Source organism: Microbacterium testaceum (assembly GCF_006539145.1).
Taxonomy (GTDB): domain Bacteria; phylum Actinomycetota; class Actinomycetes; order Actinomycetales; family Microbacteriaceae; genus Microbacterium; species Microbacterium testaceum.
On sequence record NZ_BJML01000004.1, the window covers coordinates 84,143 to 105,375 of the forward strand.

Consider the following 21,233-nt stretch of genomic DNA (forward strand, 5'->3'; position numbering starts at 1 on the left):
CCGCATGCGTACGGAAAGACCCGCCATGAAAACCGCCGAGATCGCCCAGCGCTTCCTCGACTTCTTCGAGAAGAAGAACCACACGATCGTCCCCTCGGCCTCGCTCGTCACCGACGACCCGGCCCTGCTGTTCACCGTGGCGGGCATGGTGCCCTTCATCCCGTATCTGAGCGGGGTCGTTCCGCCGCCCTATCCGCGCGCTGCCGACGTGCAGAAGTGCATCCGCACCAACGACATCGAAGAAGTCGGCAAGACCCCGCGTCACGGCACCTTCTTCCAGATGCTCGGCAACTGGTCGTTCGGCGACTACTTCAAGGAAGACGCGATCCGCTTCGCCTGGGAGCTGCTGACGGCCCCCGAGTCGGAGGGCGGCCTCGCGTTCGATCCGAAGGACCTCTGGGTCACGGTCTACGAGGAAGACGACGAAGCCCGCGACCTCTGGCTCGAGCTCAGCTCTCTGCCCGACGAGCGCATCCAGCGCCTGGGCAAGGACACGAACTACTGGTCGACCGGTCTGCCCGGCCCCGCCGGTCCCTGCTCGGAAATCTTCTTCGACCGCGGTCCCGAGTACGGCATCGACGGAGGCCCCGCCACCGACGACGACCGCTACGTCGAGATCTGGAACCTCGTGTTCATGCAGTATGAGATCACCAACGTGCGCTCGAAGTACGACTTCGACATCGTCGGGGAGCTGCCCGCGAAGAACATCGACACCGGCATGGGCCTGGAGCGCATCGCGTTCATCAAGCAGGGCGTCGACAACATGTACGAGACCGACCAGGTGCGCCCCGTGCTGGATCTGGCCGCCAAGCTGGCGGGCAAGTCGTACGGCCAGGAGTCGCACGACGACGACGTGCGCCTGCGCATCGTCGCCGACCACGTGCGCTCATCCCTCATGCTGCTCGCCGATGGCGTCACCCCCTCGAACGAGGGCCGCGGCTACATCCTGCGCCGCATCATGCGTCGCGCGATCCGGTCGATGCGCCTGCTCGGCGTCGACGGCCCCACGTTCCCCGAGCTGTTCGCCGCCTCACGCGACGCGATGAAAGAGTCCTACCCCGAGGTCGAGGCCGATTACGCGCGCCTCTCGGCCTACGCGATCGCCGAGGAGCAGACGTTCCTCCGCACGCTCGCGGCGGGATCCGCGATCCTCGACCAGTCGGTCGTCGAGGCCAAGAACGGCGGCGGCACCACGCTGTCGGGCTCCGAGGCGTTCCTGCTGCACGACACCTACGGCTTCCCGATCGACCTCACGCTCGAGATCGCCGAAGAGGCCGGGCTGTCCGTCGACCGCGGCGCCTTCGACCAGCTCATGCTCGAGCAGCGCACACGTGCCAAGGCCGACGCACGCGCCCGCAAGGGCACGATCGCCGACCAGAGCGCCTACCGCGAGTTCCGCGCCCACGGCGAGACCGTCTTCACCGGCTACACCGAGATGCAGACGGAGTCCCGGGTTCTCGGCATCCTGATCCAGGGGGTCGGAATCGACCGCGCGGCCGAGGGCCAGATCGCCGAGGTGATCCTCGCCGAGACCGCCCTGTACGCCGAGTCGGGAGGACAGGTCGCCGACAAGGGCGTCATCGTCGGCCCCGGGTACGAGCTCGAGGTGCTCGACGTGCAGCGCCCGGTCCCGGGACTCGTGAGCCACACCGTCGAAGTGACGACCGGCGAGGTGTCGGTCGGTGCCCCCGCGACCACCGTGGTGGACGCGCTCAACCGCCACGCCGCACAGCAGGCCCACACCGCCACTCACCTCGTTCATGCGGCGATCCGCGACACGCTCGGCAAGACGGCGACGCAGACCGGTTCGCTCAATCGCGCGGGTTACATGCGCTTCGACTTCAGCTGGGGCTCGGCGCTGTCGCCCGAGACCCGCACCGAGATCGAGGACATCGCCAACAACGCGGTGCGCGACAACCTCGAGGTCACCACGCGCGTGATGTCGCTCGACGAGGCGAAAGCCGCGGGCGCCATGGCGCTGTTCGGCGAGAAGTACGGCGACACCGTGCGCATGGTCGACATCGGCGGTCCCTGGTCGCGTGAGCTGTGCGGTGGCACGCACGTGTCTCGCAGCGCCGAGATCGGCCTGGTCAACCTCGTGGGCGAGCAGTCGGTCGGCGCGTCGAACCGCCGCGTGGAAGCCCTCGTGGGCCTCGACGCCTTCCGTGACCTCGCCGCCGAGCGCGCGATCGTCTCTCAGCTCAGCTCGAGCCTGAAGACGCCGCGCGAGCAGCTGCCCACCCGCATCGCCGAGTTGGCCGCGAGCCTCAAGGCCGCCGAGAAGAAGATCGCGGCGTTCGAGGCGCAGGCCCTCACCGGTCGCCTGCCCCAGCTGGTGGAGTCGGCCGTCGCCGTCGGTACCGTGCGGGTGGTCGCACAGAGCCTCGGGGAGGGCGCCTCGGCAGACGACGTGCGCTCGCTCGCGCTGCAGGTGCGCGACCGCCTGGGCAGCGACCCCGCGGTCGTCGCTCTCGCGAGCACCACCGGCGGCCGCGCCACGGTGGTCGTCGTCACCAACGACTCCGCGCGCGAACGGGGGCTCGCCGCGGGCGCCCTCGCCAAGGCGGCGGCCGGTGTGCTCGGCGGCGGTGGCGGAGGTCGTCCCGACGTCGCCCAGGGCGGCGGAACGGATGCCGCGGCCCTGCCGCAGGCGCTCGAGGGAATCGTCTCGGACGTGCGGACGACGATCGCGTGACGTCGTTTCGTCGCGGCATCCGATTCGGGATCGACGTCGGGCGCGCGCGCGTCGGCGTGGCTCGGTCAGACCCGGACGGGGTGCTCGCCGTTCCCGTCGAGACGGTGCCTCGAAAGGGCGAGCCGATTCGTCGCATCGCGGCTCTGGCGGCCGAGTACGAGGCATTCGAGATCGTGGTGGGGCTGCCGCTGAACCTGCGTGGCGAAGACACGCCGTCGACCACCGACGCCCGGGCCTTCGCCGCGGCATTGGCGGCGGCTCTCCCGATGACCGTCCGTCTGGTCGACGAGCGCCTGAGCACCGTCTCGGCGCAGAGTGTTCTGCGCGAAGCAGGACGTTCCCAGCGTGATTCTCGTAGCATTGTGGACCAAGTCGCCGCTGTGGTGCTTCTGCAGCAGGCACTCGACGTGGAGCGACAGTCCGGTGAGCCGGCCGGACCCGCCGTAACACCGGGACAGGAGCCCGCCTGACATGCCCGAGAACCAGCCTCCCGAGAACGATCCGTTCGCGGATCTCTACGGTCGCCTGCCCGACCCGCGCACCGGAGCACGCTCCTCCCGCCGCGCCGCCGCCTCGGGAGAGAACGCCCCGCCGTCGCGCCGCGCGGCTCGTGAAGCCCGGCGAGCGGCGACCGAGGCCACGCCGACGATCTCGCCGGAGCAGGCCGCCGAAGTCGCGCCATCCGTGCCTGCCGAGCGCGGAGCCGAACCCGCGCCGGCACCCCGAGTCGCGGACGCGCAGCCGCCTCTCGACCCGGCCGCTTCCTCCGAGCGGCCGCGAGCCTTCCCCGCCGAGCCGACGGACGCCCCGCGCAGCGGTTCGACGCCCGCCCCTCGTTCCGCAGCCGAGCAGTCGGCAGCTCGAGCGGAAGAGCACGAACCCGCGCGACGCGCCGATCACCCGTCATCGCAGACGACACGCGACACCGCTGCCGCGGGCGGCCGCGACGAGGCGGCGCCGGGGCCGCGCCGCAACGGTGCTTCTGCCGCGGCCTCCACGGCGGCAACGGGGCCGGCAGTCGCGGGCCGTGCCTCGCGCGCTGTGCGAGATCAGGCGCCTCGCACGACATCCGCGCAGAACACGCCCTCCGGCGCCGCCGCGCAGCCCGCCCGCGACACGCAGTCCGCCGCCTGGCAGGCCGCCGCCCGCCGCGCGGACGCTCCCCGCTCCGCCGAGACGCCTCACGCTCCCTCCTCGTCGCGCCGCACCGAGCCGGCTCGCGACCGCGAACCCGCCCTCGTCGGTCCCGGCGCGGCGGCTGCCGCCTCCGCCGCGCCGGGAGCCGCGGCATCCGGATCCCTCGAAGAGCTCTTCACCGGCGAGACCACCACGCAGCAGATCGGCTGGGCACCGCAGAAGCCCCCGAAACGGCGGCGTCATGTCGGTCGTTGGATCGCCCTCGCGATCGTGCTGATCCTCGTCGGCGGTGTCGCCGGCGGCGGGTTCGCCCTGTGGAACACCTACGGCGAACGGATCCAGGCATTCCTCGGCAATGGCGAGTCCCTCGACTACCAGGCCGGCCAGGCGACCGGTGAGGCACGCGTCACGATCGTGTCGGGTGACACGGGCCAGTCCGTCTCGCCGAAGCTCTTCGAGGCGGGCGTCACAAAAGCGTCCAACTCGCTCTACAAGTACATGGTCGACAACGCCGTGGGGTTCACGTTCCAGCCCGGCGTCTACAAGCTCCAGCAGCAGATGACCTCCGAGGCCGTGATCGCCGCGCTCCGGGACCCCGCCAACCGTCTCGACAACTCCGTGCAGCTGCGCGAGGGACTGACCCTGAAGCAGTCGCTCGACATCATCTCGGAGCAGACCGGCATCGCGCGAGCCGACCTCGACGCCGCGGTCGCGACCCCCGCGACCTACGGGGTGTCGGCCCCGACCCTCGAGGGCTGGATCTTCCCCGCGACCTATGACTTCGACGACGGCGTCACCGCCTCGCAGGTGATCGATCGTATGGTCAAGCGCACGATCGAGTCGCTGGACAAAGCCGGCGTCGCCCCGAACGATCGGGAGCGAATCCTCACGATCGCCTCGATCATCGAGCGCGAGGCCCGCAGCAGCGAAGACTTCTACAAGGTCTCGCGTGTCATCGAGAACCGTCTGCAGCCCGACAACACCGAGACGCACGGACTGCTGCAGATGGATTCCACCGCGCAGTACGGAGCGAACGAACTCGATGCTGGAGCCTCGTCGTCGAGCGCGAACGCCTTGAACAGCGACAACCCGTACAACACCTACAAGTATCCGGGACTTCCGGTCGGGCCGATCGCCAACGCCGGAGACCTCGCGATCGACGCCGCGATGCACCCCGTCGACGGCCCCTGGTACTACTTCACGACGGTGAATCTGTCGACCGGCGAAACCGTGTTCTCGACCACCTACGCCGATCAAGAGAAGGCTGTCGCGCAGTTCCAGCAGTGGTGCCGCGAGAATCCGAACGGCGGATGCTGACCGGCCGCCGCCTCGCCGTCTGGGGCGACCCGATCGCGCACTCGCGATCACCCCGACTGCACGCGGCGGCCTACGGCGTGCTCGGCCTCGACTGGGAGTACGGGCGTCGGCAGGTCGACGAGGCGCGCTTCGCCGACGCGGTGGAGGGGCTGGATGCCGACTGGCGCGGTCTCTCGCTCACCATGCCGTTGAAGCATGCCGCCGCCCGCTCCGCCGTCTCGCTCGATGACGATGCGCGCCTCACGGGCGCCGTCAACACCTTCCTGCTGACCGAACGCGGGCCCCGAGGCTTCAACACCGACGTGGGCGGCTTGGCGCGCGCCCTCGACGAGATCGGCGTGCGCGAGCCCGAGGCGGTCCGCGTGCTCGGCGCCGGGGCGACGGCGACCTCCGCGGTGGTCGCCGCCGCCCGTGCGGGAGCCGGGCTCATCGAGGTACGCGCCCGGCGGCCCGAGGCCGCCGCGCCCCTCGTCGCCCTCGCCGATGCTCTGGGAGGCGTCGTTCGCGTCGTCGCCCTCGACGACCCCGAGTTCGCAGCGGTGGACGCCACGATCGCAGCGCTGCCGGGAGGCACCGACCTCGGCCGCGTCGCCGACCAGCTGGCATCCGTCTCCGGCCCGCTCGTCGACGTCGTCTACGGGGGCTGGCCGACCCCGCTCGCTCAGGCCTGGGAACGCGCGGGCGGCGAGGCGCACGACGGTCTCTCGATGCTGCTGCACCAGGCTCTGCTGCAGGTGCGCGTGTTCGTCGGAGGGGACCCCGCGATCGCCCTGGAGCACGAGGCCGAGGTGCTGGCCGCAATGCGCACCGCGCTCATGGGAGACTAGGACCATGCTTCGCGTTCTCACCGCCGGCGAGTCCCACGGCCCCGAGCTGATCGCCCTCATGGAAGGGATGCCGGCCGGTGTCCCCATCTCTTCGGCGCAGATCCGCGCCGAACTGGCGCGCCGTCGCCTGGGATACGGCCGCGGTTCGCGCATGAAGTTCGAAGAGGACGAACTGTCGCTGTCCACGGGCATCGTGCACGGCTTCACGATCGGCAGCCCCATCGCGCTGCGCATCGGCAACACCGAGTGGCCGAAGTGGACCGAGGTCATGAGCCCTGAGCCCGTCGAGCTCTCCGACCGCTCCCGCGGGCGCGGCGCCGCCCTGACCCGGCCGCGCCCCGGTCACGCCGACCTCGTCGGCATGCAGAAGTACGGCTTCGACGAGGCGCGCCCGATCCTCGAGCGCGCATCGGCCCGCGAGACGGCCGCGCGCGTGGCCCTGGGTGCCGTCGCCCGTTCGTTCCTCAACGAGCTCGGCATCCGGCTCGTCAGCCACACCCTCTCGATCGGTCCCGTCCGCGTCCCCGACGACGCGGAATTCCCCACGCCCGACGACGTCGACCGTCTCGACGCCGATCCGCTGCGCTGCTTCCACGCCGAGACGAGCGCCGCCATGGTGGACGAGGTCGACGATGCGAAGAAGTCCGGTGACACCCTCGGCGGCGTCGTCGAGGTCCTCGCCTACGGCCTTCCGCCGGGGCTGGGCTCCCACGTTCAGTGGGATCGTCGCCTGGATGCCAGGCTCGCTCAGGCACTCATGAGCATCCAGGCCATCAAGGGCGTCGAGGTCGGCGACGGCTTCCTCACCACCACCCGCCGTGGATCGCAGGCCCACGACGAGCTGTTCGCCACGGGCGACGGGATCACACGGTCGTCCGACCGGGCGGGCGGCACCGAGGGCGGCATGTCCACGGGGACCGTGCTCCGCGTGCGCGCCGGCATGAAGCCGATCGCGACGATCCCCAAGGCCCTCCGTACGGTCGATGTGGCGACCGGCGACACCGCGGCGGCACACCACCAGCGCTCCGATGTCTGTGCGGTTCCGGCAGCCGGTGTCGTGGCCGAGGCCATGGTCGCGATCACCCTCGCCGACGCCGTGCTCGAGAAGTTCGGCGGCGACAACATCGTCGAGACCCGCCGCAACGTCGAGACCTATCTCGCGAACCTGCCCGAGACGCTGCGCACGACCGACGCGTCCGACGCGGCGCTCCTCGCGCATGACCTCGCCTGAGCAGCCCCCCGCCGGCCCTGCCGTCGTGCTCATCGGTCCGATGGGCGCGGGCAAGACCAGCGTCGGGCGCCGCGTGGCGCGAGCGCTGGGCACGCCCTTCACCGATACCGACAAGCTCGTCGTGCGCGACCACGGCCCGATCCCGGCGCTGTTCGTCGCCCACGGAGAGCCGCACTTCCGCGCCCTCGAGCGCGAGGCGGTCGTCGAGGCCCTGGGTCGCGGCGGCGTGGTCGCGCTCGGCGGGGGAGCGGTCCTCGACCCGCTGACGCGCGAACGTCTGCGCGCGCACCGCGTCGTGCTGCTGACCGTGGCGCCGCACGTCGTGGCATCCCGGATCCACGGCGATGAACGGCCGTTGCTCGGCGGAGAAGACCCCGCCGCACGGTGGCAGCGCATCTTCGAAGAACGGCGGCCCGTCTACGAGCAGACCGCCGACATCGCATTCGACACCTCGTCGGGCCCGCTCGCGCGAGTCGTCGACGACATCGTGGCCTGGGCACGCCGTGTGCCGGCCGGAGAGACGGCATGACCGACACCACCACCATCAGCGTCGCCGGCGAGCCCGGCTACGACATCACGATCGGACGGGGCCTTCTGTCCTCGCTCGGCGAGGCGCTGCCCGCGGGCGCGCAGAAGGTGCTGGTGGTCCACCCGCCGACGCTCGCGAAGCAGGCCGAGGAGCTTCGCGCCCAGCTCATGGGCGATCGTCAGGTGCTGCTGGCCGAGATCCCGGACGCCGAGGCCGGAAAGCGCGTCGAGGTGGCGGCGTTCTGCTGGCAGGTCATGGGCCAGGCGGACTTCACCCGCACCGACGTCGTCGTCGGCTTCGGCGGGGGAGCGGTGACCGATCTGGCCGGTTTCGTCGCCGCGACGTGGCTCCGCGGCGTCGCTCTCGTGCAGGTTCCGACAACCGTGCTGGGAATGGTGGACGCCGCGGTGGGCGGCAAGACCGGCATCAACACCGCCGAGGGCAAGAACCTCGTCGGTGCATTCTGGCCGCCGGTCGCCGTGGTGTGCGATCTCGACCTGCTCGATACGCTGTCGAAGAACGAAGCGACCGCCGGCTTCGCCGAGGTGGTCAAGGCGGGCTTCATCTGGCATCCGGAGATCCTCGATCTGATCGAGGCCGATCCCGAGGGGATCGTGAATCCCCGCGGGGACGGCTTCCGTCGCTGCGTCGAACTCGCGATCGACATGAAGGCGCGCGTGGTCGGCGAAGACCTGCGCGAGGCGGGGTTGAGGGAAGTGCTGAACTACGGGCACACCCTCGGACACGCGATCGAGCACGCCGAGCGGTATCGCTGGCGTCACGGCGCGGCGATCTCGGTCGGCATGGTGTTCGCGGCCGAGCTGTCGCGCCTCGCCGGTCGGCTCTCGGATGACGTCGCTCAGCGCCACCGCACGGTGCTGGAGTCGCTCGGGCTTCCGACGACGTACCGGGCCGGGGCGTTCCAGACCCTCAAGGCGACGATGCAGCGCGACAAGAAGAGCCGCGGCAGCATGCTGCGCTTCATCGTGCTCGACGATCTCGCGCGTCCCACCGTGTTGCAGGCGCCCGATGAATCGCTGCTGTTCGCGGCATACCAGGAGGTCGGTGCGTGAGCATCGCCGTGCGCCGCGTGCGCGCGGATGAGGGCGGCCGCGTGCGCGAACTGCGACTGCGTGCGGTCAGCGACCCGGTGGCATCCATCGCCTTCCTCACTAGCTACGAGGAGGAGCAGGATCGCGATCCGGCCTTCTGGGACGAGCGTGCGGCGGGCGGCGCCACGGGATCGGCCGCGGCGATGTTCGTGGCCGAGGACGGCGACGCGTGGGTCGGATCGGTGACCGTGCTGGTGCGCCGTGTGGGAGATGTCGACCACACGGGGCGGCGGCTGGGTGCGGGGCGCGCCGACGTCGTCGGCGTCTACGTCGCCCCCGAGGCGCGGGGGAGCGGGGCGATCGACGCTCTCCTCGACGCCGCCGCGCACTGGAGCGCCGGCCAGGGCTTCGAGACCCTGTCTCTCGACGTGCACGTCGACAATGCCCGTGCCCAGGCCGTGTACCGGCGCGCGGGCTTCGCTCCGACGGGCGAGACCTTCACCGGTCCCATCGGCGCCGAACTCGCCATGAGTCGGTCGCTTCGCACGCTCTGACGCGCATTCCGCTGCGCGGACGACCGCGCGCACGTCGGATTACCGCCCTGTGATCGGGCCACCCCGCCCCGTCTTCGAACCCCTTGCGAATCTCCGGATCCATGAGGCGCGCGACTGCCGAGGCGGTGGCATCCGGTCCTGATTCCGTCTCGAATCCGACGTCGAGCGCGGCCTTTCGAGATCACACGCGCACGCCCCGCCCTCCGGAGAAGACGGGGCGTGCGCGTGTCGGTCAGACCGTCGAGGCGACGCGGCGCTCAGCGGCGAGCCCGAGCTGATCGGTCGGGACGTCCTTCGTCTCGCGGGCGGTAAGGGCACTCACCGAGGCGATCACGGCGATGACGGCGGTGAAGAGGCTGATGACGACCCAGCCGCCGGCTGATCCGCCGCCGAGGGCGGCGACGATGCTCGGAGCGAAGCCGGCCATGAGGAAGCCGAGCTGGGTGCCGATCGCCATGCCCGAGAAGCGGACCCGGACGCTGAACATCTCGCCGTAGAACGAGGGCCACACGGCGTTGGCCGCGGCGTATCCGCACGAGAACGTGAGGATCGCGAGACCGAAGGTGACCAGGTTGTTCCCGGCGCCCATCGACAGCATGTAGAACGGCATGAAGGCCGCCGACGACAGCGCCCCGTAGATGAAGACGGGCTTGCGGCCGATGCGGTCGGCGAGGGTGCCGAACAGCGGCTGCGTGAACAGTGCGACCACGTTGGCCACGACGACGAGCCACAGCGTGACGCTCGCGTCGAGCCCCTCCTCCTTGCCGTAGGCGATCGCGAGGGTGCCGAAGACGGTCGACACCGCGGCGATGAATGCGCAGCAGATCACTCGCAGCACGTCGCGCCAGTGATTCTTCAGCAGCGGCACCAGCGGCATGCGGGCGATCTGACCGTCGGCCTTGGCCTGCTCGAACTCGGGCGTCTCGTGCAGGCTCCGTCGGATGAAGAACGCCACGATCACGACGACGGCGCTCAGCCAGAACGGCACGCGCCAGCCCCACGAGAACTTGATGTCATCGGGCAGGGCGACCACCGGGATGAAGATCAACGCCGCGAGGATCTGGCCGCCCTGGGTGCCCGTCAGCGTCCACGAGGTGAAGAACGAACGCCGCGAATCCGGAGCGTGCTCGAGGGTGAGAGACGACGCTCCCGCTTGCTCGCCGGCGGCGGAGAGACCCTGGGCGAGACGGCAGAGCACCAGCAGCACGGGGGCGAACCAGCCGATCTGCGCGAACCCGGGGAGACAGCCGATGACGAAGGTCGACAGCCCCATCAGCAGCAGGGTGAACATCAGCACCCTCTGGCGTCCGATGCGGTCGCCGAAGTGGCCGAGGATGATCGCGCCGAACGGGCGGGCGATGTAGGCGAACCCGAAGGTCGCGAACGACATCACCAGCGCCGCCTGGTCGCCCGAGGGGAAGAACACCGTCGGGAAGATGAGGGCGGCGGCGGAGCCGAACAGGAAGAAGTCGTAGTACTCCACGGCGCTTCCCATGAAGCTGGCCGTGGCCGCCCTCACGGGAGTCTTCCGCGTCGTTGCGGTGGTGGTCATGGACGAGTGCTCCTTAGCGGGCGAGGGCCGGATCGACGGGGGAGTCGGCGGCGACGAGGTCGAGGAAGTGAGCGGTCATACGGTCGGGATCGGGTCGCGTCCCGGTGATGAGGGCGAAGGCGGCGACGGCCTGGTGGACCGCCATGCGTCCGCCGCTCAGGGTGCGGCACCCGCGCTCGCGCGCGGTGACGAGAAGTTCGGTGTCGAGCGGGCGGTACACGATGTCGGCGACCCACAGCTCGGGGCGCAACAGGTCGGCGTCGAGGGGGAGGCCCGGGTGTTCGGCCATGCCGACCGGGGTGCAGTGCACGAGCCCGTCCGCGTCGGCGAGCACCGCGGGCAGATCGGCCGCAGAGGCCGTATCGACGGCGGCGAGCGGATGACGCCGGCCCAGGTCGTCCGCGAGAGCCGTCGCGCGAATCGGGTCGAGGTCGACGATGCTCAAGCGCGTGGTTCCGAGACGCAACAGGGCGTCGGCGACTGCCGAGCCAGCCCCTCCGGCGCCGAGCTGGACGACGTGTCGGGTACCGGCACCGGGGAGTCCGTCACCGAAGGCTGCGGCGAAGCCCGTCGTGTCGGTGTTGTAGCCCACACGGCCGGCGGGTGTGAACAAGACCGTGTTGACGGCGCCGAGAGCGGCGGCGACCGGATCGACACGGTCGAGGTGGGCGAGCACGCTCTGCTTACAGGGGTGCGTGACGTTGACGGCGTCGTACCCGAGTCGCTCGGCCCAGGCGAGGAGGTCGCCGATGCGGTCGGGGGCGATCCCCAGGGCGGTGAGGTCGAGAGGGCGATACACGTACGTGATTCCGAGGGCGCGAGCCTCAGCCATGTGCATCGGCGGCGTCAGCGAGGGCAGGACCCCCGTGCCGATGAGGCCGACGAGATACGGGTGCGCGTCGTTCACGGGACTCCTTCGTGTCCGCGAGGCGGTTATGTACTAACCGGTACGTTCAGAGGAAATCATGCCTCGCCGACGGTGTCAACGATCGATTCCGGCGCCGTAGCTGCCGGCCGCGGTCGGCGCCCGGGGCGAGAGACCCGGACCGCCTCAGCGCGACGGCGCCGTCAGCCACCCGACCACGACGTCGCCGATGACCGCGCGCAGGTGCGTCCGCCGGTGGGGCGAGGCGAGGTCGACATCGAAGAGGTGCCCGAAGGTGTACTGATTAGCGACCTGGAACACGCAGTACGAGCTGATGACGAGGTGCACGTCGATCGCGTCGACGTCGGTCCGGAAGATCCCCGCCGCGCGCCCGCGCTCGAGGATGTCGTCGAGCAGCCCCTTCGCGGGCTGCGACAGGGTCCGCAGCCCCTCGATCTGGCGAATGAAGGCCCCGCGGTGGATGTTCTCGATAGCGACGAGGCGGATGAAAGCATCGTGGCCGACGTGGTGGTCGTAGGTGAGCTCGGCGAGGGCGCGGATGGCATCCACCGGGTCGGCGTGATCGACGTCGATCGCGCGCTCAGCCTCGCGGATGCCGCGGTAGGCCTGTTCGAGCACGGCCCGATACAGACCGTCCTTGCTGCCGAAGTAGTAGTAGATCATGCGCTTGGTGGTGCGCGTGCGGGCCGCGATCTCATCGACGCGGGCACCCGAGTAGCCGTCTTCGGCGAACACCTCGGTCGCCACGGCCAGCAGCTCGGAGCGGGTGCGTTCGGCGTCTCGACGTGCCTCGGCCATGACCCCAACCTACTGGAGAGGGGAGTGGACCCCGTTTGTACTAACTGGTACATTCGGCCGCCATGAGGACCTCGATGGCGACCGTCTGCATCAGCGGCACCCTGGCCGACAAGCTCCACGCGTGCGCCGACGCCGGCTTCGACGGCGTCGAGATCTTCGAGCCCGACCTGCTCGCCGCGCCCGAGAGCCCCGAGGAGATCGCCGCCCTCGCCGGCAGGCTGGGGCTCGCTCTCGACCTGTACCAGCCGATGCGCGACGTCGAAGGCGTCGACGAGCCGGCCTTCGCCGCGGTCCTGCGCCGCGCGGAGGCGAAGTTCCGCCTCATGAACCGCCTCGGAATCGACCTCGTGCTGTGCTGCAGCAACGTCGCGACCGCGACGATCGACGACGACGCCGTCTCGGCCGCGCAGTTGCGGCGACTCGGCGATCTCGCCCGGGACTACGGCATCCGGATCGCCTTCGAGGCGTTGGCCTGGGGGCGCTTCGTCGACGACTACCGCCGCGCGTGGCGCATCGTCGAGCTCGCCGACCACCCCGCGGTGGGGGTGTGTCTGGACTCCTTCCACATCCTCTCGCGCGGGCATGACACCTCCGCGATCGCCGACATCCCCTCGGAGAAGATCTTCTTCGTCCAGCTCGCCGATGCCCCGCGGCTCAGCATGGACGTGCTCTCGTGGAGTCGGCACCACCGCCTGTTCCCGGGCGAGGGCGACTTCGACCTCGTCGATTTCACCGCGCGAATCGTCTCGACCGGGTACACCGGTCCGTGGTCGCTCGAGGTGTTCAACGACACGTTCCGACAGACCGACGCGCGCCGGACGGCCCGCCACGCGCGCCGTTCGTTGCGCTGGCTCGAAGACGCCGTCTCGAGAGTACTCCCGGATGCCGTGGGCCGCGACGATCTGGCGATGCTCCCCGATTCGGCGGCCCCTTCGGGAGTCGACTTCGTCGAGATCAAGGCGGAGGACACCTCGGCCGTCGAGGAGCTGCTCGGTCAGCTCGGGTTCACCTCGCGCGGACGCCACCGCACGAAGCCGGTGACGCTGTGGACCGCCGGCAACGCCCGCCTCGTCCTCAACGAGCAGCACGCCCGCGGCTGGGAGCCGCGGCTGGCTGCGGTGGGCCTCGAGGTCGACGACGCCGAGGCCGTGGACCTGCGCATGGACGAGCTGCACGTCCCTCGCGCCTACCGCCGCACCTACGCGAGCGAGGAACGCCTCGACGGCGCCGTCGCCCCGGACGGCACCGAGGTCTACTGGGCGCAGGCCGCCGACGAGGGCGAACCCGCCTGGGTCGCCGAGTTCGAGCATGGCGAGCCCGAGCGCGCCAGTGCCGTGGTGGGCGTCGACCACGTGAGTCTGTCGCAGCCCTGGCAGGCCATCGAGGAAGCAACGCTGTTCTACACCGCCGGCTTCGCCCTGCGGGTGGACAGCAGTACAGAGGTGCCGGGGCCGCAGGGTCTCGTCGCCAGCCGCGTTCTCGGCGCCCCCGGCGGCGGCGTCCGCCTTCCCCTCAACGTCGCCCCTCCGATCCTGGCCGGGGAGCGCGCCGGCGCTGCTCTGCCCCAGCACGTCGCGTTCGCGTGCAGCGATGTACGGGCCCTCGCCCGATCCGCCCGTGAGCGGGGCTTCGTCCCGCTGGCGATGCCCCGTAACTACTACGACGACCTCGCGGCGCGTTTCGAGATGACGGATGCCGCTGTCGACGAGTTACGCGAGCTGCACCTGGGGTACGACCGCGACCACGCGGGGGAGTACCTGCACTTCTACACGCGCACGATCGGCGAGGTCTTCCTCGAGTTCGTCGAGCGCGTGGACGACTACGCGGGCTACGGCGCGGGCACGGCCCCCGTGCGACTCAGCGCCCAGGGGCGGCGCTGATAGCGTGCCTGGCATGACCACCCCCCGCCGACTGCTGCTCGTCAACGGCCCGAACCTCAACCTGCTCGGGACCCGCCAGCCCGAGATCTACGGCCGCGACACCCTCGCCGACGTCGAACGCGTGACGACCGAGGCCGCCGAGAGGCACGGGCACGAGGTTCGCGCGATCCAGAGCAATCACGAGGGCGTGCTGATCGACGCGATCCACGCCGCACGACTCGACTGCGCCGGGATCGTCATCAACGCCGGAGGGCTGACGCACACCTCGGTCGCGCTGCGGGATGCGCTGGCATCCGTCTCCCTCCCCGTCGCCGAGGTGCACATCTCGAACATCACGGAGCGCGAAAGCTTCCGTCACTTCTCCTACATCGAAGACGTCGCCGTCGTGCACGTCATCGGCGAAGGGGTGCCCGGCTACGCGCGCGCCGTCGACCTGCTCATCGACGTGGTCGTGGGTCGGGCCGACGGCTGACGGCAGGGATCACGTAGACTCTGACGTCGGGCTCTCGCCCACTTCGACTCACGAAACGGAATATCGGCACTCATGGCATCCACTGCAGACATCAAGAACGGCGTCGTCCTGAACATCGACGGTCAGCTCTGGAGCGTCGTGGAGTTCCAGCACGTCAAGCCCGGAAAGGGCGGCGCGTTCGTCCGCACGAAGCTGAAGAACGTCATGAGCGGCAAGGTCGTCGACAAGACCTTCAACGCCGGCGCCAAGATCGAGACCGAGAACGTCGACCGCCGCGACTTCACGTACCTGTACAACGACGGCGACGGTTTCGTCTTCATGGACGTCGCCGACTACGACCAGATCACGGTCGGTGCCGCCACCGTCGGCGACGCCGCCAACTTCCTGCTCGAGAACCAGCAGGTGCAGATCGCCCTCAACAACGGCAACCCGCTCTACGTCGAGATGCCGCCGTCCGTCATCCTCGAGGTGACGTACACCGAGCCCGGCCTGCAGGGCGACCGCTCGTCGGCCGGCACCAAGCCCGCCACGGTCGAGACCGGCTACGAGATGCAGGTTCCCCTGTTCCTCGAGACCGGCACCAAGATCAAGGTCGACACTCGCACCGGCGAGTACCTCGGCCGCATCAGCTGACAGTGAGCGCCCGTACGAAAGCGCGCAAGCGCGCCCTCGACATCCTCTTCCAGGCGGACGTCCGCGGCGAAGAGCTGGCGATCATGCTGGCCACCGAAGCCAAGCGCGCGGCGAACGAGCCCGCTCGCGAGGCCTCGTGGCTGTACGCCCGCGACATCGTCGACGGCGTGATCGACAACCGCGACGCGATCGACGAACAGATCACCACGTTCGCGAAGGACTGGTCGCTTCAGCGCATGCCCGTCGTGGACCGCGCGCTGTTGCGCATGGGCACGTGGGAGATCCTCTACAACGACGAGGTGCCCACGGCCGTCGCGATCGATGAGGCCGTGGAGCTCGCCAAGGAGTTCTCGACCGATGACTCGGGATCGTTCGTGCACGGCGTGCTGGCGCGGATCGCGCGTTCGTCCTGACTCCTCGCGACGTGTTCCGACGCGGCCCCGACCTCTCGTCGGCGGTCGCGTCGCGTCGTTTCGCGGATGCCGCGATGTCGGAGCCCCCGGCCAGGATGGTGTCGTGACCTCGTGGCGCGACCTCGCCCCCGCGGGTGAGACGGCCGTGTTCGAGCCCCTCGCCCTCGGCGTCGAGCTGCGCCAGCGCGAGGCGTACGACCCGTCACGGTGGGAGGCGCGCGCGGTGGTGCCGGTCACGGCGCGGTCGCTGGCGAAGCGGCAGGACGACCTGCAACTGGTCGCGCGCCCTCTCGTGCGCGGCGCTCGCGACGCCTGGATCCGCGGAGACGCCTCGTGGGACGCCGTGCGTCGGTCCTCGGGGCGCTTCGACCCCGTGCAGGTCCGGTGGTTCGCCGAGCTCCACGCCCTCGCGCAGGCCCTGCGCACGGTGGGACCTTTCGCACCCTCGGGCGACACCGTCGCGCTCGATGCCGTCGACTCTCCCTTGCTCTGGCCGCACCTCGCGGCGGCCGAGGGACTCGGCATCCCTCTCGTTCCCCTGACCGCGCAGCAGCAGGTGAGCCTCGCGCGCGAGGCGTCGGCGCGGGTCGCCCTCGACGCCGTCGGCGGGGGAGCGCTGCGGGTGTCGGCGGCCCTCGAGATCGACGGACAGGCGAGGGATGCCGCGAACGCCCGCGCCATCGGCGGCTCGGGGCTGTTCGCGTTCGCGATCGACGTCGATCCGGTGCCGATCGTGCTCGCGGCGGTCGACCTGCCCGCTCCGCTGCCCTCGCTCATCGGTGCCCCTCCGGTGGAGGTGCCGTCGGGCGACGCCGCGGAATTCGTCGCCGAGGTGTATCCGCGTCTCGCGCGTCGCGCGCCCCTGTCGGTGGGTGCGGGGGTTCCCGCGCCCCCTCCCGCCCGTCCCACGCTCGAGGTGGGCGTCACCTACGCCGACGACGACGTGGCGTTCCGCCTGGACTGGGTCTACCCGGGCGGCGTCCGGGTCGCCTACGGCTCGGACGACGTCCACGCCGATCGCGACGTGCGCGCCGAGGCGCAGATCGGCGTGCGGTTCGAGACGGCGTGGATGACGGCATCCGATCTGCCGATCGCGGCGAGCGCGACCCTGCGCGACGCCGATGCGGCGGTCTTCGTGTCGCGGGTGCTTCCCGCCGTCGACGTGCTCGACGAGGTGCGGGTGCGCACGACCGGCACCGCACCGCCCTTCCGCGAGCTGCGGGGCGACCCGTCCCTGCGGATCACGGCGGTGGAGTCCCTCGACCGCGATTGGTTCGACCTGGGGATCGTCGTGACCATCGAGGGCCGCATGATCCCGTTCGGGATGCTGTTCTCGGCTCTGTCGCGCGGACGCACACGCGTCAAGCTCTCGGACGGCGCCTGGTTCTCGCTGGCTCACCCGGCGCTGCAGCGTCTGCGCGAGTTGCTGGACGAAGCCGCGACCCTCGACGAGTGGGAGACCGGTCCCCGCCTCCCGCGGACCCATCTCGCGCTGTGGGCGGAGTTCGAGGACCTCGCCGATCAGTCCGAGGCGGCGGTCGAGTGGCGGGGGTTGGCCCGGGCCCTGCTCGATGTCGCGGAGGTGCCCCCGGTGACCCCGCCCGCCGGATTCCTGGCCGACCTTCGCCCGTACCAGCGCGAGGGCCTGTCATGGCTCGCGCTGCTGCACGCGCACCGACTGGGGGGCATCCTGGCCGATGACATGGGGCTGGGAAAGACCCTGCAGTTGCTCGCGCTCATCGCCCACACCCGCGCTCTCGGCGAGACCCGCCCCTGGCTCGTGGTCGCCCCGACATCGGTGCTCCCCACCTGGCGCGACGAGGCCGCGCGCTTCGCCCCCGATCTGCGAGTCGCCGTCGTCGAGTCCACCTCGGTGCGCCGCGCGCATCCGATCGGCAGGATCGCTGCGGGCGTCGACATCGTGGTCGCCCCGTACGGGGTCGTGCGGGCGGATGCCGAGGAGTTCGGCGCTCCGCACTGGGCGGGCGTCGTTCTCGACGAGGCGCAGTTCGTGAAGAACCCCGCGACGCGGATCCATCGCGCGATCGCGGCGCTGACCACCGACGCGGTGTTCGCGGCGACCGGGACGCCGATCGAGAACGGCCTCGACGATCTGTGGGCTCTGCTGGCGCTCACGGCTCCGGGGCTGTTCCCCTCGATCCGGCAGTTCCGCGAGGACTACACGCGCGCAATCGAGCAGCTCCCCTCCGACGCACCGACCGCGCTGTCGGCGGCCGCGGCGAGCGCGCATCGCGAGAAGACCCTGGAACGCCTGCGTCGACGGGTACGACCGTTCCTGCTCCGACGCACGAAAGACATCGTGGCATCCGATCTCCCTCCCAAGCAGGAGCAGGAGATCGCCGTGCCCCTCGGGCCCGCCCACCAGGAGCTCTACGATCGCGTGCTGCAGCGCGAGCGGCAGAAGGTGCTGGGTCTGCTCGACGACCTCGACCGGCAGCGGTTCATCGTGTTCCGCTCGCTGACGCTGCTGCGCATGCTCGCCCTCGCCCCCGGGCTCGTCGACGAGCGCGATGCGCACCTCGGGTCGGCCAAGCTCGATGTGCTGCTCGAGCGTCTGGTCGAGGTGGCGGCCGAGGGGCACCGGGCCCTCGTGTTCAGTCAGTTCACGTCGTTCCTCGATCTCGCCGCCGAGCGGCTCCGCGCGGCCGGGCTCGACTACGCGCACCTCGACGGGTCGACCGCCCGACGGGGCGAGGTCGTCGAGGGATTCCGCGGGGGAGACGCTCCGGTGTTCCTCATCAGCCTCAAGGCCGGCGGTTTCGGTCTGACCCTCACCGAGGCCGAGTACGTGTTCGTCCTCGACCCGTGGTGGAACCCCGCGGCCGAGAATCAGGCGATCGATCGCGCGCACCGTATCGGGCAGACCCAGAGCGTGTTCGTGTACCGCCTCATCGCCGCCGGCACGGTCGAAGAGAAGGTCCGGGCTCTGCAGCACCGGAAGGCGGCGTTGTTCGACGCGGTGATCGACGACGAGGACGCGTTCGCCGCGTCTCTCGACGCGGACGACATCCGGGGGCTGCTCGGGCCGTAGGGGGTGAAGAGGGGTCCGCCCGAGCGACGAGGCCGGCCCGCGGTGTCGTCAGAGTGCTCCCGTGAGGAACTGCGCCTCCCCCTGACCGAAAGACCAGTCGGCGTCGCCGTTCTCGGTGATGCTCACGACGAGGTCGTTCCCCTGGATGCCGAGGCGCTCATGCAACGTGCGCGCGAGTGCGCGGTACAGGGCGACCTTGGCATCCTGCGGGCGCTCCTTCGACGTCACGCGCACGATCACGAGACGGGCGCTGCGCTGGATCCCGAGCCCCGTGTCGAGGGCCACGAGTTCGAACGGCTCGTGCTGGGTGAGGATCTGATACCGGTCGGTGTCGGGAACACCGAACGCGTCGACGACGGCGTCCTGCACGGCATCCATCAGGCGTCGCAGTTCGGTCTCGTCGTACTGGCCACGGATCGTGTCGATCATCAACAGGGGCATGGGGGTCCTTTCGTCGGTCCGGGGGGCACGGTACTCGCGGGCGGTGTGCGCGGGGGCGGCTTGACGGAGCTCTCCCGACACCCCGTGCTCCCCGGGCTCTCGCAGCCGTCCCCGCGTAGACTCGTGAAGTTCCGCCAACGACACAGGAGCGACATGAAGATCACCGGCCTCGGCCACGCGGGAATGTTCATCGAGACGCGGGGCGGCAGCATCATCTGCGATCCTGTCCTCGGTCCGAGCTTCTTCGGCTCGTGGTTCCCGTTCCCCGACAACCGCGCCCTGGACTGGGAGCGTTTCGGCAAAGCGGACTTCCTGTACATCTCGCACCGTCACCGCGATCACTTCGATCCGGCCCTGCTCGAGCGCTACGTGTCGAAAGACATCACGGTTCTGCTCCCCGAGTACCCGACCGATGATCTCGAGCAGGACCTCGTCGCACTCGGCTACACGAACCTCGTGCGCACCGAGGCCGGCGTGCCCCTGCAGTTCGGTGACCTGAGGCTCATGGTCACGCCCCTGCGCGCCCCCTCGGACGGGCCGATCGGCGACTCGTCGTTGTCGCTCGACGACGGAACCGCGTCGGTGCTGAACCAGAACGACTCGCATCCCCTCGATCTCGAGAAGCTGTTCGACTTCGGCAAGCCCGACGCGTACTTCACCCAGGTCTCGGGCGCGATCTGGTGGCCCATGGTCTACGACCTGCCCCAGGACGCGAAGCAGAACTTCGCGCAGCTCAAGCGCGACGCGCAGAACAAGCGCGCGATGTACTACATCGACAAGGTGGACGCCGAGCACGTTTTCCCGATGGCCGGTCCGCCGATGTTCCTGCGCGAAGAGCTGTTCCGCTACAACGGCACGGGCCTCGAGAACGACTCGATCTTCACCGACCAACGGGAGTTCCTCGCGCACATGAAGGAGCAGCGCCCCGACCAGAAGGGCTACCTGTTCCTCCCGGGGACCGAGGTCGAGGTGCAGGGGTCGGACGTCACCGTCACCCAGACGCTGTACACGGATGCCGAGATCGAGCGTGTCTTCGGTGACAAGTGGAACTACCTGGCCGAGCAGCGCGACAGCCGCCAGGCAGAGGTACAGGCCGAAGAGGCCACCCGCGCGGAGGTCCTGCCGCCGGCCGAGATGCTCGCGGCGATCAAGGAGTGGTGGGAGCCGCTGCTGCGCCGCGCGCGCACCATCCGCAACGGTGTCGGCGGCATGGTGCGCTTCCGCATCGGCGAGCTCGACATGGTCGTGGACTTCCCCAAGGCGAAGGTCCGCGAGTACGCGGGCGAGGAGTGCATCTACTGGTACACGATCCCCGCCGACCTCGTGTCGACGAACATCCGCGACCACGAGATCGACTGGTCGAACTCGATCTTCCTGTCGATGCAGTTCGAGGTGGGTCGTTCGGGCAAGTTCAACGAGTTCCTCACGACGTTCCTGAAGTGCCTGTCGCGCGACCGCATCGAGTACGTCGAGAACTGGTACGCCGAACAGTCGGACCAGACCGAGGATGCCGAGATCGACGGCTGGACCGTTCAGCGTCGCTGCCCGCACCTGCGCGCGGACCTCACCAAAACCGGCAAGATCGAGAACGGCGTGCTCACGTGCTCGCTGCACGACTGGAAGTGGGACCTGGCCAGCGGTCGTTGCCTGACCACGACCGGGCACCCGATCCGCTCTACGCCCAGCGGAGAGCGCGCCGCGGCCGAGCGGGCCGCCGCCGAGGTCGCCGCGGGCTGAGGCTGCCGCTCGCGATGTCGCCCGCGG

18 protein-coding genes are annotated in these 21,233 nt (G+C 70.1%); 14 read left to right on the top strand and 4 right to left on the bottom strand.

All coding sequences use genetic code 11. The features are described 5' to 3' along the window. The first annotated feature begins 25 nt into the window (after positions 1-25). Genes alaS through MTE01_RS07935 form a run of 8 tightly spaced genes read left to right on the top strand, consistent with a single transcriptional unit; the run spans position 26 to position 9,342 of the window. Complete coding sequence (alaS, locus tag MTE01_RS07900) at positions 26-2,695, top strand: alanine--tRNA ligase (RefSeq protein WP_141376692.1); 2,670 nt, start codon at positions 26-28, stop codon at positions 2,693-2,695. Further along, positions 2,692-3,165: a Holliday junction resolvase RuvX gene (gene ruvX / locus MTE01_RS07905; protein WP_141376694.1), complete on the top strand. Its 474-nt coding sequence runs from the start codon at positions 2,692-2,694 to the stop codon at positions 3,163-3,165. The genes alaS and ruvX overlap by 4 nt, the downstream gene beginning before the upstream one ends. Position 3,166: 1 nt before the next feature. Further along, positions 3,167-5,149: an endolytic transglycosylase MltG gene (mltG, locus tag MTE01_RS07910; protein WP_141376696.1), complete on the top strand. Its 1,983-nt coding sequence runs from the start codon at positions 3,167-3,169 to the stop codon at positions 5,147-5,149. After that, positions 5,143-5,976, top strand: coding sequence for a shikimate dehydrogenase (locus MTE01_RS07915; RefSeq protein WP_141376698.1), 834 nt, complete (start codon positions 5,143-5,145; stop codon positions 5,974-5,976). Before mltG ends, MTE01_RS07915 begins: the two co-directional genes overlap by 7 nt. Before the next feature lie 4 nt (positions 5,977-5,980). Continuing rightward, positions 5,981-7,207, top strand: a complete 1,227-nt coding sequence (aroC, locus tag MTE01_RS07920; protein WP_116239765.1) for a chorismate synthase — start codon at positions 5,981-5,983, stop codon at positions 7,205-7,207. Next, positions 7,194-7,736, top strand: coding sequence for a shikimate kinase (locus MTE01_RS07925; RefSeq protein WP_103209522.1), 543 nt, complete (start codon positions 7,194-7,196; stop codon positions 7,734-7,736). The genes aroC and MTE01_RS07925 overlap by 14 nt, the downstream gene beginning before the upstream one ends. Beyond that, positions 7,733-8,809 (top strand): 3-dehydroquinate synthase, encoded by a 1,077-nt coding sequence (aroB, locus tag MTE01_RS07930; protein ID WP_141376700.1) that lies wholly within the window; start codon positions 7,733-7,735, stop codon positions 8,807-8,809. Before MTE01_RS07925 ends, aroB begins: the two co-directional genes overlap by 4 nt. Next, the gene (locus MTE01_RS07935; protein ID WP_103209528.1) at positions 8,806-9,342 is read left to right on the top strand and encodes a GNAT family N-acetyltransferase; all 537 of its coding nucleotides are present in this window, start codon (positions 8,806-8,808) and stop codon (positions 9,340-9,342) included. Before aroB ends, MTE01_RS07935 begins: the two co-directional genes overlap by 4 nt. Positions 9,343-9,574: 232 nt before the next feature. On the opposite strand, the gene MTE01_RS07940 is transcribed toward MTE01_RS07935, so the two are convergent. The 3 genes from MTE01_RS07940 to MTE01_RS07950 form a co-directional block, all read right to left on the bottom strand. Then, positions 9,575-10,894, bottom strand: coding sequence for an MFS transporter (locus MTE01_RS07940; protein ID WP_141376702.1), 1,320 nt, complete (start codon positions 10,892-10,894; stop codon positions 9,575-9,577). A 13-nt stretch (positions 10,895-10,907) separates the two neighbouring features. Beyond that, positions 10,908-11,801: a shikimate dehydrogenase gene (locus tag MTE01_RS07945; RefSeq protein WP_141376704.1), complete on the bottom strand. Its 894-nt coding sequence runs from the start codon at positions 11,799-11,801 to the stop codon at positions 10,908-10,910. A gap of 144 nt (positions 11,802-11,945) precedes the next feature. After that, positions 11,946-12,578, bottom strand: a complete 633-nt coding sequence (locus MTE01_RS07950) for a TetR/AcrR family transcriptional regulator (RefSeq protein ID WP_141376706.1) — start codon at positions 12,576-12,578, stop codon at positions 11,946-11,948. Between the two features lie 62 nt (positions 12,579-12,640). Here MTE01_RS07950 and MTE01_RS07955 point away from each other — a divergent pair, with 62 nt between their 5' ends. From MTE01_RS07955 to MTE01_RS07975, 5 genes are all read left to right on the top strand, one after another. Continuing rightward, positions 12,641-14,458 carry a sugar phosphate isomerase/epimerase and 4-hydroxyphenylpyruvate domain-containing protein gene (locus tag MTE01_RS07955; RefSeq protein ID WP_141376708.1) on the top strand — a complete coding sequence of 606 codons (1,818 nt, stop codon included), beginning with the start codon at positions 12,641-12,643 and terminating at the stop codon, positions 14,456-14,458. A gap of 13 nt (positions 14,459-14,471) precedes the next feature. Then, positions 14,472-14,930, top strand: a complete 459-nt coding sequence (locus MTE01_RS07960) for a type II 3-dehydroquinate dehydratase (protein WP_103209540.1) — start codon at positions 14,472-14,474, stop codon at positions 14,928-14,930. A 72-nt stretch (positions 14,931-15,002) separates the two neighbouring features. After that, positions 15,003-15,563, top strand: coding sequence for an elongation factor P (gene efp / locus MTE01_RS07965; RefSeq protein ID WP_056231743.1), 561 nt, complete (start codon positions 15,003-15,005; stop codon positions 15,561-15,563). 2 nt (positions 15,564-15,565) lie between these two features. After that, positions 15,566-15,976 (top strand): transcription antitermination factor NusB, encoded by a 411-nt coding sequence (nusB, locus tag MTE01_RS07970; RefSeq protein ID WP_141376710.1) that lies wholly within the window; start codon positions 15,566-15,568, stop codon positions 15,974-15,976. Between the two features lie 103 nt (positions 15,977-16,079). Then, positions 16,080-19,028, top strand: a complete 2,949-nt coding sequence (locus MTE01_RS07975; RefSeq protein WP_141376712.1) for a DEAD/DEAH box helicase — start codon at positions 16,080-16,082, stop codon at positions 19,026-19,028. Positions 19,029-19,076: 48 nt separating this feature from the next. Here MTE01_RS07975 and MTE01_RS07980 read toward each other — a convergent pair whose 3' ends face one another. Beyond that, entirely contained in the window at positions 19,077-19,469 is a 393-nt protein-coding gene (locus MTE01_RS07980; protein WP_141376714.1) for a tautomerase family protein, read from the bottom strand. Between the two features lie 153 nt (positions 19,470-19,622). Between MTE01_RS07980 and MTE01_RS07985 the strand changes: the two genes are divergently transcribed. Further along, complete coding sequence (locus MTE01_RS07985) at positions 19,623-21,206, top strand: Rieske 2Fe-2S domain-containing protein (RefSeq protein ID WP_141376716.1); 1,584 nt, start codon at positions 19,623-19,625, stop codon at positions 21,204-21,206. The last annotated feature ends 27 nt before the right edge of the window (positions 21,207-21,233 follow it).